Here is a 17828-nt window from a genome sequence, read left to right on the forward strand (position 1 = left end):
GTATGACCGTCCCTGTGTGGATCAGACCGAGACCGGCTCGCCCGCCGCGGCGGCGATCTCCGCCTCGGCGACGACGCCCGGCACGCGGCGCAGCTTCTTCATCGGGCCGAGCTCCGAGTCGTAGACCTTCTTGACGCCGTCACCGAGCGAGGCCTCGATGGTACGGATGTCACGCACGAGGCGCTGGAGGCCCTGCGGTTCGACCGAGGCGGCCTGGTCGGAACCCCACATCGCGCGGTCCAGGGTGATGTGACGCTCGACGAAGGTGGCGCCGAGGGCGACCGCGGCGAGGGTGGTCTGCAGGCCCGTCTCGTGACCGGAGTAGCCGATCGGGACGTTCGGGTACTCGGCCTGGAGGGTGTTGATGACGCGGAGGTTGAGCTCCTCGGCCTGCGCGGGGTAGGTCGAAGTGGCGTGGCACATCAGGATGTTGTCCGAGCCGAGGACCTCGACCGCGTGGCGGATCTGCTTCGGGGTGGACATGCCGGTGGAGAGGATGACCGTGCGGCCGGTGGCGCGCAGCGCGCGCAGCAGCTCGTCGTCGGTCAGCGACGCGGAGGCGACCTTGTGGGCCGGGACGTCGAACTTCTCCAGGAAGGCGACGGCCTCGGTGTCCCACGGGGAGGCGAACCAGTCGATGTCCCGGCTCTTGGCGTACGAGTCGATCTGGCGGTACTCGTCCTCGCCGAACTCGACGCGGTGGCGGTAGTCGATGTAGGTCATGCGGCCCCAGGGGGTGTCGCGCTCGATGTCCCACTGGTCGCGCGGGGTGCAGATCTCCGGGGTGCGCTTCTGGAACTTGACCGCGTCGCAGCCGGCTTCGGCGGCGGCGTCGATCAGCTTGAACGCGTTCTCCAGCTCACCGTTGTGGTTGATGCCGATCTCGCCGACGACGTAGACCGGGTGACCGGGGCCGGCGGTCTTCGAACCGAAGGTGCGCAGACGGGAGTTGCTCATGGCGGGTGGTGTCCTTACTTGTTGAGGGAATCGAGAGAGGGGCCGAGGATCCAGCTGGCGATCTCTCGGATCGCGCCGTCGCCACCGGGGACGGTGGTGACCGCACGGGCGGCGCCGCGTACCACGTCGTGGGCGCTCGCGACCGCCACGGGCCAGCCCACGAGGGCGAAGCACGGGAGGTCGTTGACGTCGTTGCCGACGTAGAGCACGCGCTCGGGCGCGATGCCCTGCTCCTCGCACCACTGCTTCAGTGCGAGATCCTTCCGGTCGATGCCGTGCAGGACCGGGATCTGCAGCTTCCGGGCCCGCGCGGCGACGACAGGGTTCTGCTCCGTGGACAGGATCAGCATCTTCAGGCCGGTCTTGCGCAGCGCCGCGATGCCCAGTCCGTCGCCGCGGTGCACGGAGACGAACTCCTTTCCATCGGCGTCGATCAGCACCCGGTCGTCCGTCTGGGTGCCGTCGAAGTCCAGTACGACCGCGTCGATGTCGGCGCCGGTCGGCAGCGAACCGGGGCGGTCCGCGTCGAAGAGGGGTGCGAGCGCCCGGGCGCGGGCGAGCTCGTGGTGGTCGTCGATCTCCAGCACGCGGGCCGGGTCGGTGCGCACGAGTTCGGTGCGGCCGAAGAAGCGGTGCTGGTGCTCGCGGAAGCCCGTCGCGTCCATCGCGTAGACGGCGCCGGTCTCCAGGAAGTCCTGGGGGCGGTCCTGGCGGCGCGGGCGGAAGGACTTGTCGTGGTTGACGCCGTAGCCGCCGCCGGTGGCCGCGTCGGTCTCCGCGACGGTGCCCGCCCTGGCCTCGTCGTCGGCGTCGCGCCATACGAAGCCGTGGAAGGGGGCCACGGTCAGGGCGGAGTCGGCGCCGTTGTCGACGACCGCGCCGACGACGCCGTCCACGTCCTCGCGGATGATGAACGGGCTGGTGCACTGCACGAGCAGCACCACGTCGACCGGCGCCCCGTGCAGGGCCTCGTGCGCGTCCATGGCGTGCAGCACGGCGGCCTCGGAGGTGGCGGTGTCGCCGGCGATGGCGGCGGGGCGCAGCACGACCTCGGCGCCCGCCGAGCGGGCCGCGGCGGCGATGGCCTGGTCGTCGGTGGAGACCACGACGTCCGTCACCAGCCGGCTGGCCCGGCACTCACGCACGGCCCGGGCCACCAGCGGTACACCTCCCACGGAGGCGAGGTTCTTCGCGGGCACACCCTTGGAACCGCCGCGCGCGGGAATCACCGCGAGCACCCGGCGCACCGAAGCGCCTTGACCCGCTCCGGGGTTGGACATGGGCTCTACTCCTTGGGGAGGTTTCGGGGACGGCGGCCGCTCGCCGGGGCGGGGGCTCACAGGTCGCCCATCCGTCGGATCACCGGGGCGACGCGCTGCACGCCGTGGCGGTAGGCGCCGCGGGCGGCGCGGCGGACTATCTGCTTGACCGCGCCGGGTTCCTTGTCGGCGGCGGGGGCGCCGGGCAGCGGGCTGCCGTCCGGGCCGAGGTGGTGGCGGGCGAGGATGCCGGGCAGGTAGCCGGGCGCGGTCGCCGGTGTGTAGTACGGGGTGAGGGGCGCGAGGCCGCCGGGCCTGGCGAGCAGCTTGGTGATCCGCTCGCGCGCCGCGTCGAACGCGGTGGCGTACGAACCGTCCGCCGCGACGCCCTGCCGGGCCACCCACTCCTCGTCGGGCTCGGGCCGGTAGCCCTCGTCCAGCTGGTCCCAGGAGGCGAGGCAGCCGGAGCCCACGAAGTGGTGGTTGCCGAGCACCTCGCGCACGCCCAGGTCACTGAGGACGACGGTCGGAATACGCCGGTGCAGTGATTCGAGTGCGGCAGTCGAGCTGATCGTGACCAGCAGGTCGGTGCGGTCGAGGACCTCGCCCATGTTCCCGTACACCAGGCGGAAGTTGGCCGGTGCGTCGAGCTTCTGGGCCAGCTTCTGGTAGGGCAGTTCCTCGATGTGGGTGGTGTGTTCGCCCGGCCGGGACCGCAGCTTGAGCAGCACCTCGCGCTCGGGGTGCCGGCGGGCGTGCCGGATCAGCCGCTCCAGCAGGTACGTACGGTCCTTGCGGCTGTCCGGGACGGACGGCTGCGCGGCGAACACCACGGTGTACGGGTCGTGTTCACCTTCGTAGGGGGCGCCGCCGAGGAACGGGAGTGCCACCTCCGTCACCGACGAGGCGTCCGCGCCCACCCCTTCGTACACACCTCTGAAACGGTCCGCGTCCTGGCGGGAGTTGGCGAGGACGAGGTCCGCGCCGTGCCGCAGCAGCAGGCCGTCGGTGAGCTTCTCGTAGACGACGCCGACATAGCCGGTGACGACGACGGGACGCCGCTTGCGGCCCTCCCACACGCGCTTGAGGCCGTGCAGCATGGCCTGGACGCCGCCGCCGACCAGGGAGAGCACGACCAGGTCGTACTCCTCCTCGGCCATGACGCGCAGGAACTCCAGCGCCGTGACCTCCTTCAGGGAGTCGACATGGACGCCCACTTCGGCCAGTTGGCGCGCCGTGGGGGTGGCCCGGCCGCGCAGCAGGAAACCGCTGAGCTCGGGGCCGACTTGCGCGGCGTCGCGCCCTGCGGCTTCCATGGTCGGGCCCGGAACGATACGAGCCGCGGTCAACGCACCCCATTTCCAGCGGGTGTCGGAGTCCGCGAGAACAGCGATTCTCATGGGCTTAGTTGTACTAGGCGGCACAACGAAGACGCTAGGAACCAAATCCAAGGTGCGGCCCAACCGCACCTGGCCAAAAAGTTAACAACACATCGCCGAGAGCCGAACTGGCTCGCCAAAGCCTCGGAAGTACATGGGATGCACCGTTCCGACACATGGAGTTCACCCGCCGTACGGGTACCGGAAAGTTCCGCAGCCGAGCCGCCTCCTAGGCTTTTGCGGGTGCCAAAGCTCTCCGTGATCGTGCCGTTCTACAACGTGCAGCAATATGCCCCGGACACCCTCAGAAGCCTTCGCCTCAACGCTCGACCGGATTTCGAGTTCGTTCTTGTGGACGATCATTCGAAGGATGAAACTCCGGCCATCCTTGAACGCGCGGCCGAGGAACTGTCGGCCGTGGCCCAGGTGCGCTACGTCCGCCACGAGCAGAACGGAGGCCTCGCCACCGCCCGCAACACCGGTCTGGACGCGTCCAGCGGCGAGTACCTGACCTTCCTCGACGGGGACGACTGGGTGGCCCCCGGCTACTACGAGCAGTTGGTGGCGGCCATGGAGAAGCTGGACTGCGACTTCATCCGCACCGACCACGTGCAGGCGACCGCCCGCTCCCGCTCGGTGCACCGGGTGCCGCACGGGCGCCGCTGGGAGGTCATGAACCCGCGCGAGGCGATCCTGCCCGCCGACCGCACGACCTCGGTCGACTACGCCTACGCGTGGGCCGGCGCCTACCACCGCCGCCTTCTGGAGAAGGGCCTGCTGCACTTCACGGACGGGCTGCGCACCGCGGAGGACCGGCCGTGGATCTGGAAGCTGCACCGCGAGGCGGAGTCGTTCGCCGTGGTGAGCCTGCTCGGCGTCTTCTACCGGCGCGGGGTCGCCTCCTCGCTCACCCAGATCGGTGACGTCCGTCAACTCGACTTCATCCGCGCCTTCGACCAGGTGGTGGAGGAGACCGCGCTCGACCCGGACTCCGCGCGGCTGCTGCCGAAGGCCGTGCGGACGTACTGCGCGATCATCGCCCACCACCTCGCGGACGACTCCAAGTGGGAGCCGGCCGTGGCCAAGCAACTGCGTTCGATGAGCGCGGCGGCCATACAGCGCATGCCGCAGGAAGCGCTCGGTGACGTGCTCGACACCATGGACCTGCGCCGCTCCTCCAAGCTGCGGCGGCTGCGGCGCCGGATCACCACAGCGAAGGCGGCCGCCTGATGCCCCGCACCACCCGGATCTTCTGCGTCTCGACGCTGTACGGCGCGGCCACGCTCGCCGCGGCCATAGAGTCCGACCTCTTCCCGGAGACGGACGGTGACCGGCAGGTGCTGCTGGTCTTCAACAACTCCACGACGCCGGAGACCACTCCGGCCGTCGACGAGATGCCGGGCTTCGAGCCGTTGCGCGACCACTTCGACGCCGTGCTGTCGTGGAACGAGGCCATCCGCCCCTTCCACCCGGGCGCGTGGGCGCCGCGGCCCGACGACATCCCGCTGTTCGAGCGCTATCTGCGGCTGCTGTGGGAGCTGGGCGACGACAAGGTGGAGCTGGTCCTGGAGTCCATCCAGGTCGCGCCCGCCCTCACCGTGGCCCAGCTGTTCACCGAGGCCCCGGTCGAGGTGTACGCCGACGGGCTCATGAGTTACGGCCCCACCCGCAACAAGCTCGACCCGCTGGTCGGCACGCGGGTGCGGCGGCTGCTCCACCTCGACCTGGTGGCCGGTCTGACGCCGATGCTGCTGACCGAGTTCGACGTGCCGGCGCAGGTCGTGCCGACGACGGCCTTCCTGAAGGTGATGGGCGAACTCACCGCCGCCGTGCCGGAGGCGCCGGTGCTGCCGGCCAACTCGGCGCTGCTGCTTGGCCAGTACCTGTCCGCGCTGAACATCCTCTCCGCGAAGGAGGAGGAGGACCTGCACGTGCGGATGATGCGCGGGGCGGTCGAGCGGGGTCACCGCGCGATCGTCTTCAAGCCGCATCCCACCGCGCCGGCCCGCTACAGCCGGATCCTGGAGGCGGAGGCCGAGCAGCTGGGTGTCGACCTCACCGTCCTGGACCTGCCGGTCCTGGCGGAGGTGCTGTTCGAGAAGTCCCCGCCCGCGCTGGTCGTCGGCTGCTTCTCGACCGCGCTGTTCACGGCGGCCGCGTTCTACGGCCTGCCCGTGGCCCGGGTCGGCACCGAACCGCTGCTGGACCGCCTGACTCCGTACCAGAACAGCAACCGGGTCCCGGCCGTTCTCGCGGACGCGGTGATCCCGGATCTGGAGGACCGCAAGGGCGAGGAGACGGTCCCCGCGAAATCGCTGGGCGGCCTGGTCACCGCGGTCGGTTTCACCATGCAGCCGCAGATCCACCACGCCCTGCGCCCGGCGGCCGAAAAATACCTGTCCAAGGAATTCGGCCCGCGCACCCAGCGCTACTTCAAGCGGAAGCGACTCACCTCACTCGGCCTGCCGGGCGGTATCCCGGAACGGCTGGCGTTTTTGCCGCGCAATGCGACGGCACGTCGGGTGGTACGTCGGGCCCGGGCGCTCAAGAAGGTGGTGAAGCGCTAGGCGAACCAGGAGTAAACCTCAGGCCAAGCCCGGGGAAATGCAAGATGGCGATTGCCTTACTCCTGTGAATTCACGGTGATGCGGCTCCCAGGTCCATAGGATCTCGGGAGCCGCCCCCATCGATTCTCCTCCGTGAGGCATTCCATGACCAAGCTCGGCCGGCTCTACTCGAAGTTCGACAGCGTCACCCTTCCGGACGATCTGCCGTACACCCAGGTGAGTGCTTGGGAACTGCAGTTCCTGTACCTCGTGGGGCGCCACGAACTCTCGGGCAAAGGCCGGATCGTCGAACTCGGGTCCGGCGGCGGCGGGTCGACGTACGCGCTCGCGATGGGCCTGCGGGAGAACCCCGCCTTCGACGAGAAGACGGGACGCCTGCACGCGTACGACTTCTTCCGGGTCGGCAAGGGCACGTTCGCGTCGGAGAAGTTCTTCACGTCGGGCCACAAGCCGGAGGACGACAACTCGTTCCTCGACGACTTCCGTGGCCGCCTCGAACCCTTCCTGCCGTTCCTGGAGATCCACGCCGGTGACCTCTGGCAGACCTCCGACCCGGACGACACGACCCCCGTCGAGTTCCTGCACATCGACATCGCCAAGACGGCCCGGGTCTTCCGCTGCGTCTCGGAACGCTTCCTGACCCGCCTCGAGCCCGGCTCGATCGTCCTTCACCAGGACTTCGCGGGCCCGCGCCTGCCGTGGCTCCACCACAGCACCGGCGCACTGCTCCCCTACATCGAGATCGCCGGCCCCCCGATCCGCTCCACCCTCGCCTTCGAGGTCACGAAGCCGATCCCGGCGGACGTGCTGAAGCGCATCTCGGAGGACGACTACACGGTCGACGAGAAACTCGCCCTCATCACCGCCGTCCAGGACCGCATCGACCGCGACCACACCGACGGCATCCCCTTCAAGTCCGTCCTGGAACTGGCGAAGGCGTACGTCGCCCACTACGACGGCCAGCACAAGCGCGCCTGGTCGATCGCGAAGCCACTGACGTCGGACGAGTACCTGAGCCGAACGCGGGCGGACCACTTCGAACAGCTACGGAAGGCCGCCGAGGGGGAGCGCAAGGCTCCTCGCCGGTCTCCGTTGTCGCGGCTGCGGCGGCTGGTCCGCAAGGCGGTACGCCACTGACGGCCCGGCGACCCGCCGTCCTGAAGGTCACCGCGTCCGCGCGGTGGCCTTCATCTGCGTCGGCACAGCAGCAGACGCGTCTCGCCCCGCACGGACGGACAGTCGTACTCGGCCGTGATACGCCGCCAGAGTTCCGGCGCGATCTTCGTGGGCCGGAACCAGGCCGGGTCCAGGACGGCGTACGGGGCCGGGTCGTGGTCGATGCAGGCGGCGTTCTCCTTGTAGGAGGGCCGCTCGACGATGTCCGGGATGAGGCGGGTGCGCTGGAGGAACGTGGCGACCGGGTAGCGGCACTGGGCGGGGTGGTCGACGTAGTACGCCGTGTTGCCGAAGGCGAGGTAGAGCACAGGCGCGTCGGCGGACATCTCGGCCCTGATCCCGTCTGCCTCCTTCTCCGTCCGCCGCGCCTCGCGCAGGTACTCGGCGCTGGTCATGGTGACCTTGCCCTTCGACACCAGGTGCGGGGAGCCGGGCCACACGCACCCGGCCAGGCAGACGACACCGGCCAGGGCCACCACGACCGCGGAGCGGTGACGGGAGCTTCGGGAAGCGGTCCGGCCGCGCTCGCGCGCCACGTCCACCAGTGCCGCCAACAGCGCGAGGAAGCCCAACGCCCAGAGGACGTACGACCGTTGGTCGCCCTTGGGTGCCGCCGTGTAGAGCACGGGCAGCGCGCCGTACAGCAGTGAGGCGGCGCCGAAGAACCAGGGTGGCGAGCGGCGCGCACCGCCCACGGCGAGGCCCCAGGCCGCGGCGGCGAGGACCGGCATCGGGGCGCCGTGGTAGAGGAACCAGTTGCCCTGCACGACCACGGCCACCAGGGCGCAGAGGCCGACGGCCAGGGCCACCAGGGCCAGTTCGGTGCGCCGGCGCCGCCCGCGGACCCGGGTGAGCACCAGCAGCAGCGCTCCGGGGGCGAGCAGGAGCACCGGGCTGACCACGGACCGGTCGGCGAGGTAGTCGACGGAGCGTTCGAGGAGGAAGAGCGGGTGGACGGCGGTCCGGCCGAGGGTGGACTGGTTGGTCGCCGGCATGTCCTGGACCCACTGCCACTCGTGCGACCCCGCGAGCAGGCTCAGCCCGAACAGGGTGAGCGCCGCGAGCACCGCGACGAGCGCGAGCCGTACGGCGCGGCCGCGGTCGACGGCGTACACGAGCAGTACGCCGATCACGGCCGTGGTGGCGGTCGAGTACTTCATCAACACCGCGAGGGCGAGCGGCGGGGCGGCGAGCAGGGCCGCCGGCCAGGGCCGGGTCGGGCCGAGTGCGGCGGCGACGGCCACGACCGTCAGGACCACGGCCGCCCACTCCGCCTGAAGGAAGTCGTTTCTGGGAGCCAGGGCCAGCGCGAGGCCGACGGCTCCCGCCGTGAGGGCGGCCTCGCGAGCGGTGACCCGGCGCAGCAGCGCCGAGTGGAGGGCATAGGCGGCCGCGGCGGCGAGCAGGACGCCCTCCGCCGCGATCAGGGCCTCGCGGGCGGTCGTGGTCCCGGAGGTCGGGCGGTCGAGGCCCGCGATGAACCAGCGGTAGAAGAAGGGTCGGTGGGTGAAGACCTCAGAGGGTGAGTAGCCGGCCTTGCCGCCCGTGCGCAGGGCGCCGAGAGCGTACTGGAGGTCACCGGTGAGCCGTCGGGTGAGCACGGCGTACACGACGGCCGCCACCGACGGGAGGGCGACCAGCGGCCACCACAACGCCGAGCGACGACGCTCCCGCGACCCAAAGGTCGCGGGAGCGTCGTCCACATCCTCTACGAGGACATCGGGCACGCTCAGCCGCCCAGAATGACCCGCAGGTCCGCGGCGTTCGCCTCCGTGGCCTTCCACAGTTCCTGCTGGCGGCCGTGGACGTCGGCGACCGTCTTGGCGTGGTCGGCGAGGAGGTCCCGGGAGCGTTCCACCAGGCGGGCCGCGAGGTGGCGGTCGTGGACGGAGACGCCCCACTCGGGGCGCTCGATGTCCCGCAGGAAGTACGCCATCTTCGGGTGCGAGATCAGGCTGATGATGGGCGTGCCGACGCCGAACGGGATCATGCCCGCGTGGCCGCGCATGCCGATCACCAGCTTGGTGCGGGCGTAGAGATCGAGGATCTCCTTGTTCTCGAAGTCGTACATCGGGATGACGGGCATCGAGATGCCGTGCTCGCGGCGCAGGTCGAAGACGATCTTCTCGTCGTCGAGCGAGTGGGCCACGCACCGGACCTCGGCGAGCTCGCCCAAGTCCTTTACCGCCTTGGCCATTTGGGCCAGGAAGTAGGCGTAGTCGTGGCCGAAGCGCAGACCCGCGCGGTCGTAGGCCGCGTTGATCAGGATGGTGTCGTCGCGCTTGGCCGGGTCCTGCCAGCCCGGTACCAGCTGGCGCGTGACCGTCGTCGGGCACGGCTGGAAGCGGATCTTGTCGTGCAGATGGGCCGGGACCATCGCCCGGACCTTCTCGATCGAGCCGTGGTTGCGCAGGCCGAAGAAGCTCGACTTCTCGACCAGGAGGCGGAGTGAGTCGCGGAAGCGGTTGGCCCGGTAGGACTGGCCGTCGAAGGCGTTGAAGCCGACGGCGAAGACGGCGATCGGCACGTCGATGGCGGCGAGTTGCTCGTCCGGGACGTTCCACTGCCAGGCGCTGTTGCCGTTGGGCATGGTGTCCGGGATGAACAGGCCGCCGCCGCCGATGACCAGACCCCGGCGCCGGTTGACGCGCTCCAGGGCCGCCTTGTCGAACAGGCGGTGGGCATGCACGGAATGCCAGCGGCGGGAGGTGGTGTCCGGGCCGAAGGCCGAACGGACGCTCTCCGGAAGGAGTTTGTCGCCCGCGTTGCCCTGGCGGTCCATGTAGAACGCGACGTGCGCCAACTGGTCCTCGGGCGCGCCCTGTTCCTGGGCCGGCACGGAGGCCGCGCGCTGCGCCCACAGCCGGCTGGAACGGTGGGTCGGGTCGACGGCGATGCCGGCCGTGGCGTACTTCAGCGCGTCGGCGTTGTCGCCGTGCACCCAGGCCATCTGGGCGAGCCGGGCGTAGGAGGTGGCGGCCCGGTTGGGGGCGGCGGTGGCCAGCAGCAGCTGGGCCTTGGCCTCCTCGTACCGGGAGACGCTCATCAGGGCGTGGCCGAAGACCTCGTGCGGCCAGGCCTCGTCCAGCGGGATGTGGACGCTGGACAGGACGTCGACGGCGTCCTGGTAGTCGCCGTTGCCTATGTGCGCTGCGGCGACCTTGCGGGCGACCTCGACATCGCCGGTGCGGGCGACGTGCGGGGTGCCGTAGTGCACGAGCAGGTCGTGGTGCAGACCGCCGGCGGCCTCCATGTACGCGGCGTGGAACTCGGCGTCGGTCAGCTCGAACTCGCGCCAGCGCTCCTCCGCCTGGCTGTAGCCGGCCTCGCCGCCCTGCCAGGGCTTGTGGCGCCCGGTGAAGTGCAGGATCGCGGTGTCGTCGGGGACCGGGAGGTCGCCGGACAGCCGCCGCTTGACGAAGTTGTAGCGCGGGTCGAGGCGGACGAAGTCGCCGTTCAGGACCGAGTTGAGGATGCCCTGGTCGTGCTTGTCCAGCTCGTAGTCGCCGGCGCGGCCGCAGCGGTCCAGGCGGGCGCAGAACTCGTCGCTCAGGTACTCCTTCTGGATCACCAGCAGACCGGAGTTGAGCTTGTGCTGCCCGTAGAAGAACTGCGGGACGGCCGCCAACCCCTCGCGCAGCTCGAGCAGTTCGCTCAGGCTGCTCAGGACGACCATGTCCGTGTCGAGCGTGATGACGGTGTCGTACTCGCGGATCTTGAAGACGTCCAGGATGAAGTACGCCTTGCGGACCAGGTAGTTGTCCTGGTCGCCCTTCTGGTACGAGTCGTAGTGGTCGGCGTCGACGCGCCGCATCACGATGCGCGGGTGCAGGGCGCGGATCTTGGCGATCGAGCCGGGCTTCAGGTCGTCGTAGAGGACGACGAAGTCCTCGCACACGCTCGGGTTGGACAGCGCGAGGCTGCGCAGCAGGACGAGGAAGCCGGGCAGGTAGTTCTCGTCGACGAAGCTCGCGAAGGCGATGCGCCGCTTGCCGGTCAGGGCGGCCGCGTCGGTCGACGGGGCCGCGACGGCGGGGGCCCCGGTCAGGGAGGTCGTGGTCATCGCAGGGATATCCTCATGTCGGTCACGCTCTGGGCCCGCTCCATGACCCATGCCTTCTCGCTGGTGTACTCGTGCACGGAGGTGATGGCGAGCTTCATCGCTTCCTGGACGCGGTAGGCACCGCTCTCGTAGAAGTCGAACCCGATCAGGTCGAGCGTCGGGCTGACGTCGAGGAAGTCCAGCAGGTACAGCATGTTGTAGCCGGTGGTCGGGATGCCCGACCAGACGTCCGCGCTCAGCCTGCCGATGTTCCGCACCGGCCAGCGCAGCGACTCGTCGCCGAGGTAGGTCTGGGCGCCGGGCACCAGGCGGTTGCGCAGCGAGTACTTCCAGTCGCCGGAGATACCGCCGAAGACCAGGCGCGTGGCGACCTGCTTCTCCCAGTTGAAGCCGTGCTTGTGGATCGTGGCGTGGATGTCCGTCCTGCTGCCGGTGTTCTTCGGGTCGATCCTGTACGAGTTGAAGCGCACGACCAGGTCGTACGCGTCGATCTCGGCGCCCATCGAACTGGCGCCCACCCGGCCGGAGTTGGCGATCAGCGCGATCGACTTGCCGGCGATCAGGTTGCGGAACTCGCCGAGGCTGATCCACTCCACGCCGCCGACGGTCGGGTCGGCGACCGGGCCGCGCATCCGGGTGCGGCGCTGCTCGGCGTAGAGAGCGAGGGCCTCGGTGAGCGCGGGCAGGTCGACGCCGGGGGCGGTCAGCCGCAGGTCCAGGTACTGACTGAGCAGCTCCTGGCGGTCGTTGACCGGGGCGTCCTCGGCGGTCAGCGTCAGGAGCGCTCCCACCAGCCGGGGTTCGGCCTCGGTCCAGTCGCCGACGGCCTGCGCGGCCAGGCCCTCGGCCCACACGTCGGTGGCGGGGCGGCGGGTGAACTCCTCGGCGCGCGGGCTCTGCCGCTTCAGGAGGGCGATCAGCTCGCGCTCCTTCTGCCCGGCCAGCCGCAGACCGGCGATCCGGTTGCGGACGCCGAAGCCGTCGTCGTCGGTGAGCCCGAGGTACTTCTCGTACGCCTCCAGGGCCTCGGTCTCGTCGCCGATCGCCTCCAGCAGACGGGCGCGCAGACGCCAGCCGGCGCGGGAGTTCTTGCGCTGGGCCAGGACGGTGTCGCTGATGACCAGGGCGAGGTTGAGCTCGTCGTCGTAACCGGCCTCAAGTGCCTTGTTGGCCACGGCGAGCAGGGCGTCGAGCAGCTCGTTGGGGATGCCGCCCGCCGGTGCCGTGGCGCCCTTGACGGCCCGCTTGAGCAGCGCGGTGGCGCCACCGGCGGGTGCGGGCGCGGGGGCCGCCACGGAGGTGGTGCCCCACACGACGAGCAGCTTGCGCAGCTGTTCGGCGAGTTCGACGCGCTTGCGGTCGATGCTGCCGACGAGCTTCCCGCTGTGCGCGGCACAGGCGCGCAGGCAGTCGTCCAGCTCCCCTCCGTGTACACGTGCGCGTCTGTTCTGGACCCTCGTCATGGCGCTCCTGGGTATTTGCCAAGCCAATGCAGTGAAAACTGAGTCGTTCGCCGGGTTTACCACGGCGTAGGGGGATGCTGGAAAAATTAGGAAGCAAAAGCGACGTTCAGGTGAACTGATGGAATCCGGAGGACGAATCGTTGGCCCGTCAACCAAGCTTTCGCCACGATTCGGACTATTGGCGCCGACTCCCCCATAGGGAGCTCCTGACGGAAAGATCGCCCGCTGAATCCGAGGTCAAGACCCCGGAGCCCCGGCTGCGGTCGCTGGACGGACTGCGGCTGCTCGCCGCCCTGATGGTGGCGGGCTACCACTACGGCGGCCGCGACGGCGAGGTGGCCCGCGCATGGGGAAGTTCCCCACGCGACCAGTTCCCCACGTTGCATTCGTATTTCGCGTACGGCTGTCTCGGTGTGCAGGTCTTCTTCGTGATCAGCGGGTTCGTGATCTGCATGAGCGGGTGGGGACGGCCGGTGAAATCCTTCTTCGCATCCCGTGCCGCGCGACTGCTGCCCGCCTATTGGGCGGCCATCGTACTCGTGACGGCTGTGTTCGCACTTCCGGTCGTCGCCTATGAGGCGGTCTCGCCGAGCGACGCGCTGGTCAACCTGACGATGCTTCAGCAACCCCTGGGGGTGGACCGGGTGCTCGGGGTGTGCTGGACGCTGTGGGCGGAGGTCCGCTTCTACGCGCTGTTCGCGCTGCTGGTCGTGGTGCCGGGGGCGAATCGCCGCCGGGTGCTGCTGTTCTGCGCGGGCTGGATGGCGGCGGCGGCGATCGCCCGGGGTGCGCACGAGCCGCTGCTCGACCTCGTCGTGATGCCCGAGTACGCGCCGTTCTTCGTCGGAGGCGTCGGCCTCTACCTGGTCCACCGCGACCGGCGGGACGTCTACGCGTGGTCGGTGGTGGCCGTGGGCTGGCTGATCGGGCAGCACGAGGCGGTGGCGGCGCTGTGGCGGCCGGCGAGCACGGACGCGTTCACCCATCGCACGGTGTTCGGCATCGTCCTGGTGGTGACGCTGGGCTTCGTGGCGGTCGCGGCGATCGCGCTGGGCCGCCTCGGCTGGGCGAACTGGCCCTGGCTGACCACGGCGGGCGCCCTGACGTACCCCTTCTACCTGGTCCACGAGCACCTGGGCTGGCCGGTCATCCACGCCCTGCACGGCGTCCTGGGCCTGCCCGCGCACCTCACGCTCACCTTCACGGTGTCGGGCCTGCTGGGCCTGGCCTGGCTCATCCACCGCTTCGTGGAGCGCCCGTTCGGCCCCCGGTTGAAGCGGGTGCTGGCGTCGGCGTGAGGGGGCGTGGCACGAGGGGCGGCGGTACGGGCGTGCGGGCGGCCGGTGACGCGGCTCAGCCCGAGGGGCGGTAGCGGGCCTCGATTCCCGCGAGGATCAGTTGCAGGCCCTCCTCGAACTGCCGGTCGTAGCCCTCGAAGATCTCCGCGCCGACCGCGGCCGAGAGCGGGAACTCGGCCAGCAGCCGGGCCCGTTCCTCGACGTCGAAGCCCTCGCGCCGTTCGTCGGGGAGCGGCTTGACGCCCTGCTCCTCGGTGACGAAGCCGATCGTGTACGCGTTCAGCGTGGTCGCCGCGCGGACCGCCTCGGTGAGGGTGAAGCCGGCGGCCGTGAACAGCCGCAGGTTCGCCTCCATCTCCCGGCCGTGGTCGGAGCCGGTGAAGTGCGAGCCGCTGAAGACCCGCGCGCCGTCGCGGTAGCCGAGCAGGGCGGCGCGCAGTCCGCGGTTGGCCTTGAGCAGCCGCTCCTGCCAGGTGTCCGCGGGATCCAGGACCGCCCCCGCGACCATCCGCCGGTACATCTCGGTCGCCATCTCGTCCAGCAGCGCCTGCTTGTCCTTGAAGTGCCAGTACAGGGCGGGCGCCTTGACGTCCAGTTCCCTGGCGATGGCACGCAGGGTCAGGCCCTCCAGACCGGCCTCGTTCAGCAGCTTCAGGGCGGTGTCCGCGACCCGCTTGCGGTCGAGGGGCACGCGTCGTTCCGTACTCACGCCTGACAGCTTGACAGCTTAACGGCGTTAAGGGCACTCTTGCGGGCAACGGAACTTAACAGCGTTAAGGAGATGGATCATGAGTGCCGACGAGTTGGCGGCGGACATGGCAGCGGTGGATGTACTGATCGTGGGCGCGGGCCCGACCGGTCTGGCCCTCGGCATCGACCTCGCCCGGCGCGGGGTGGACGCGCTGGTCGTGGAGCGCGGCGAGGGACTGGCCCGCGGCTCGCGCGGCAAGGGCATCCAGCCGCGCACGATGGAGGTCTTCGAGGACCTCGGTGTGCTGGACGGGATCCTCGCGGCCGGTGCCGAGTACCCGGTCGGGATGATCTGGCAGGACGGGAAGCAGGTCGGCGAGCACCGGATGATGGACCCGGCCGAGGACGCCGAGGAGAACACGCGGTTCACCGGCCCGTGGATGGTCCCGCAGTGGCGGACGCAGGAGCTCCTGTTCGCGCGGCTGACGGAGCTGGGCGGACGGGTGGAGTTCGGGCGGGAGGTCGTCTCGCTCGACGAGTCCCCGGGCCGGCCGGGCGACGGCGTGACCGTCCGCTTCGCCGCCGGCGACCCCGTCCGCGCGCGGTACGTGGTGGCGGCCGACGGGGGCCGCTCGGCGGTACGCAGGGGGCTCGGGATCGGCATGGACGGGGAGACCGTGGACCCGAACCCGATGCTGGTGGCGGACGTCAGGATCGCCGGCCTGGGCCGGGATCACTGGCACGTCTTCCCGCCGCACGGCGACGGCGAGGGCTTCCTCGCGATCTGCCCGCTCGCCGGTACGGAGGACTTCCAGGTCGTCGCCCAGTTCCCCGAGGGCACGGCGGTCGACACCTCACTGGACGGCGTCCGCAAGGTCGTCGCCGCCCGCTCCCACCTCGCCCCCGAGGACGTGACGGAACTGCGCTGGTCCTCGAACTTCCAGCCGCGCGCCGCCCTGGCCGACCGCTTCCGCGCCGGACGGGTCTTCCTCGCCGGCGACGCGGCGCACGTCCACTCCCCGGCCGGCGGCCAGGGCCTCAACACCAGCGTCCAGGACGCCTACAACCTGGGCTGGAAGCTGGGCGCGGTGCTGCGCGGGGGCGCGCCGGAGGAACTGCTCGACACGTACGAGGAGGAGCGGCGCCCCATCGCCGCCCAGGTGCTGGGCCTGTCGACGGGCGTCCACCGGGGTGAGGTGAAGCGCGGGAAGGCGACACGCCAACTGGGGCTCGGCTACCGGGAGTCGTCGCTGACGGTGGACACCCGGACGGCCCCGGAGCGGGTGCGCGCGGGCGACCGGGCGCCGGACGTGACGGTGGCGGGCACGCGGCTCTTCGACGCCCTCCAGGGCCCGCACTGGACCCTGCTGGCGCTCGGCGCGGACCTTGACGCGGACGTGCCCTCGGCACTCCCGGAGACGGTACGGGTGGTGCACGCGCCCGCCGAGGAGACGTACGGCCCGGGCCTGTTCCTGGTCCGACCGGACGGCTACGTCGGCTGGGCGGGCACGTCGGCCACCGGACTGCGGGAGTACCTCACGGGCTTCGGTGAACGCCCGTGACGGCGACGTACGCGTACGCGCCGCAGCCCCCTGCGCCCGCCTAGACCCCGCCGGCCAGCGACAGCTTCACCGCGAAGCCGAGGAACAGCGCGCCCGCCGCCGAAGTCGCCGTCGCCGAGAGCCGCCTGCGGCGACGGAAGGCGGCGGCCAGCTTGGTGCCGCTGAATATCAGCGCGCTGAGGTAGAGGAAGCTGGCGATCTGGGCCAGGGTGCCGAGGACAACGAAGGACACGGCCGGGTAGGCGTATCCCGGGTCGACGAACTGCACGAAGAAGGCGACGAAGAACAGGATCGCCTTGGGGTTGAAGAGGCTGACGACGAAGGCCCGCCGATAGGGCCGCTCGTCGGCCGCGGCGACGGGCGCCTCCTCGACGGCCCGCTCCCGCCGGGTCCGCCACATCGCCCACGCGGTCCGCAGCATCCCGATGGCGAGCCAGGTCAGATAGCCGGCCCCCGCGTACTTCACGATCCCGAACAGCACGGCGTTCGCCTGCAACAGCGAGGCGACCCCGGCCGCGGAGAGGGTCATCAGCACGGTGTCCCCGCACCACACCCCGGCAGCGGCGGTGTACCCGGCCCGGACACCTTTGCGGGCGGCGACCGAGAGAACGTAGAGCGAGTTGGGACCGGGCAGCAGCACGATCAGGACGAGGCCCGCCAGATAGGTGGGAAGGTCGATGACACCGAACATGCAGACGAGTGTCGCATGCGGGTACGACAGTCAGTCGTCGCCGTCCAGGAGGGTGTCCACGGAGAGGTCGAGAGCGACACCGACGGACTCAGGGACGGGGACGGTCTGGCCCCGCTTGTAGCGCTCGGGGGCCGGGTACTTGCCGTTGACCGGATCCTTGTAGAGCAGGATCTCGTCGTGCTTGCGGTCGGCCACGATGTAGACGGGGATGCCGGCCTCGGCGTAGCACTCGACCTTGGGGCCGAGGTCGTCGGACCAGTTCGACGAGGTGATCTCGGCGACCAGGCGGAAGACGTTCGGGGCGTAGCAGTTCTTCTGGACGTGTGCGTCCCGGAAGTCCTCGTCGACGACGGAGAAGTCGGGGATCGCGAAGTCGGCGGGCAGCGTGGGCAGCCAGAGGCCGATGCCCTGGACGTACTCGTGCCCAGCCTCCACGATCCCGGCTCGGTCGAAAGCCCTGCCCAGCTTCGTCAACGCCAGTGCATGCGAGCCGTCCGGCGGCGGTGTCACAGTGAGCCTCCCCTGGAGAATCTCCACGCGGTGCCCAGGCAGTGCACGGGAGAGCAGGTCGGCGGCTTCGCTCAACGTCAGCTCGTGTTGCAGTACAGCCACGGCATCCTCCTTTTCGGGGGCCACTCTCCACGAGCGTAACCGGCGCCGTGCGCCTTCCGCCTTCGATCACCCGAACGAAGGAATTCCGCAGGTCAGAGCCCCCTGTTCGCG

At 70.2% G+C, this 17828-nt stretch carries 14 protein-coding genes; 5 read left to right on the top strand and 9 right to left on the bottom strand.

Translation table 11 applies throughout. The features are described from left to right. Nucleotides 1–21 precede the first annotated feature (21 nt). From ACWD5F_RS38280 to ACWD5F_RS38290, 3 genes are read right to left on the bottom strand one after another with little or no spacing between them, the layout of a single operon-like run. The gene (locus tag ACWD5F_RS38280; RefSeq protein WP_401713712.1) at nt 22–957 is read right to left on the bottom strand and encodes an N-acetylneuraminate synthase family protein; all 936 of its coding nucleotides are present in this window, start codon (nt 955–957) and stop codon (nt 22–24) included. Between the two features lie 14 nt (nt 958–971). Beyond that, the gene (locus ACWD5F_RS38285) at nt 972–2237 is read right to left on the bottom strand and encodes a cytidylyltransferase domain-containing protein (RefSeq protein ID WP_451260882.1); all 1266 of its coding nucleotides are present in this window, start codon (nt 2235–2237) and stop codon (nt 972–974) included. Nucleotides 2238–2293: 56 nt separating this feature from the next. Then, nucleotides 2294–3640, bottom strand: a complete 1347-nt coding sequence (locus tag ACWD5F_RS38290; protein ID WP_451260883.1) for a DUF6716 putative glycosyltransferase — start codon at nt 3638–3640, stop codon at nt 2294–2296. Nucleotides 3641–3838: 198 nt separating this feature from the next. Here ACWD5F_RS38290 and ACWD5F_RS38295 point away from each other — a divergent pair, with 198 nt between their 5' ends. From ACWD5F_RS38295 to ACWD5F_RS38305, 3 genes are all read left to right on the top strand, one after another. Further along, a complete protein-coding gene (locus ACWD5F_RS38295) occupies nt 3839–4825 on the top strand; it encodes a glycosyltransferase family 2 protein (RefSeq protein ID WP_451260884.1) in 987 nt (328 codons plus the stop codon). Continuing rightward, a complete protein-coding gene (locus tag ACWD5F_RS38300; protein ID WP_451260885.1) occupies nt 4825–6162 on the top strand; it encodes an alpha-2,8-polysialyltransferase family protein in 1338 nt (445 codons plus the stop codon). The genes ACWD5F_RS38295 and ACWD5F_RS38300 overlap by 1 nt, the downstream gene beginning before the upstream one ends. A 144-nt stretch (nt 6163–6306) precedes the next feature. Further along, nucleotides 6307–7299 carry a hypothetical protein gene (locus tag ACWD5F_RS38305; protein WP_451260886.1) on the top strand — a complete coding sequence of 331 codons (993 nt, stop codon included), beginning with the start codon at nt 6307–6309 and terminating at the stop codon, nt 7297–7299. 50 nt (nt 7300–7349) lie between these two features. Here ACWD5F_RS38305 and ACWD5F_RS38310 read toward each other — a convergent pair whose 3' ends face one another. The 3 genes from ACWD5F_RS38310 to ACWD5F_RS38320 are packed head-to-tail and all read right to left on the bottom strand — an operon-like array spanning nt 7350 to nt 12864. Next, on the bottom strand, nt 7350–9041 hold the full coding sequence (locus tag ACWD5F_RS38310; protein WP_451260887.1) for a hypothetical protein: 1692 nt from the start codon (nt 9039–9041) through the stop codon (nt 7350–7352). Between the two features lie 26 nt (nt 9042–9067). Next, the gene (locus ACWD5F_RS38315; RefSeq protein ID WP_451260888.1) at nt 9068–11401 is read right to left on the bottom strand and encodes a glycosyltransferase; all 2334 of its coding nucleotides are present in this window, start codon (nt 11399–11401) and stop codon (nt 9068–9070) included. Continuing rightward, entirely contained in the window at nt 11398–12864 is a 1467-nt protein-coding gene (locus ACWD5F_RS38320; RefSeq protein ID WP_451260889.1) for a glycosyltransferase family 29 protein, read from the bottom strand. Before ACWD5F_RS38320 ends, ACWD5F_RS38315 begins: the two co-directional genes overlap by 4 nt. Nucleotides 12865–13070: 206 nt before the next feature. Here ACWD5F_RS38320 and ACWD5F_RS38325 point away from each other — a divergent pair, with 206 nt between their 5' ends. Continuing rightward, a complete protein-coding gene (locus ACWD5F_RS38325; protein WP_451260959.1) occupies nt 13071–14162 on the top strand; it encodes an acyltransferase family protein in 1092 nt (363 codons plus the stop codon). Nucleotides 14163–14217: 55 nt separating this feature from the next. On the opposite strand, the gene ACWD5F_RS38330 is transcribed toward ACWD5F_RS38325, so the two are convergent. Further along, entirely contained in the window at nt 14218–14871 is a 654-nt protein-coding gene (locus tag ACWD5F_RS38330) for a TetR/AcrR family transcriptional regulator (RefSeq protein ID WP_451260890.1), read from the bottom strand. A 79-nt stretch (nt 14872–14950) separates the two neighbouring features. Between ACWD5F_RS38330 and ACWD5F_RS38335 the strand changes: the two genes are divergently transcribed. Then, the gene (locus ACWD5F_RS38335; RefSeq protein WP_451260891.1) at nt 14951–16414 is read left to right on the top strand and encodes an FAD-dependent monooxygenase; all 1464 of its coding nucleotides are present in this window, start codon (nt 14951–14953) and stop codon (nt 16412–16414) included. Nucleotides 16415–16454: 40 nt separating this feature from the next. Here the strand turns inward: ACWD5F_RS38335 and leuE are convergent, their stop codons facing one another. Together leuE and ACWD5F_RS38345 are read right to left on the bottom strand one after the other, a co-directional pair. Continuing rightward, entirely contained in the window at nt 16455–17105 is a 651-nt protein-coding gene (leuE, locus tag ACWD5F_RS38340; protein ID WP_451260892.1) for a leucine efflux protein LeuE, read from the bottom strand. Between the two features lie 30 nt (nt 17106–17135). Then, nucleotides 17136–17717 carry a Uma2 family endonuclease gene (locus tag ACWD5F_RS38345; protein ID WP_451260893.1) on the bottom strand — a complete coding sequence of 194 codons (582 nt, stop codon included), beginning with the start codon at nt 17715–17717 and terminating at the stop codon, nt 17136–17138. Nucleotides 17718–17828: the final 111 nt, after the last annotated feature.

The organism is Streptomyces sp. NPDC002499, assembly GCF_053595415.1.

Bases quoted from the DNA above. Each gene is read 5' to 3' on its own strand.
- ACWD5F_RS38280 (WP_401713712.1), bottom strand. From the start codon at position 957: ATGAGCAACTCCCGTCTGCGCACCTTCGGTTCGAAGACCGCCGGCCCC.
- ACWD5F_RS38285 (WP_451260882.1), bottom strand. From the start codon at position 2,237: ATGTCCAACCCCGGAGCGGGTCAAGGCGCTTCGGTGCGCCGGGTGCTC.
- ACWD5F_RS38300 (WP_451260885.1), top strand. From the start codon at position 4,825: ATGCCCCGCACCACCCGGATCTTCTGCGTCTCGACGCTGTACGGCGCG.
- ACWD5F_RS38305 (WP_451260886.1), top strand. From the start codon at position 6,307: ATGACCAAGCTCGGCCGGCTCTACTCGAAGTTCGACAGCGTCACCCTT.
- ACWD5F_RS38315 (WP_451260888.1), bottom strand. From the start codon at position 11,401: ATGACCACGACCTCCCTGACCGGGGCCCCCGCCGTCGCGGCCCCGTCG.
- ACWD5F_RS38320 (WP_451260889.1), bottom strand. From the start codon at position 12,864: ATGACGAGGGTCCAGAACAGACGCGCACGTGTACACGGAGGGGAGCTG.
- ACWD5F_RS38335 (WP_451260891.1), top strand. From the start codon at position 14,951: ATGAGTGCCGACGAGTTGGCGGCGGACATGGCAGCGGTGGATGTACTG.
- leuE (WP_451260892.1), bottom strand. From the start codon at position 17,105: ATGTTCGGTGTCATCGACCTTCCCACCTATCTGGCGGGCCTCGTCCTG.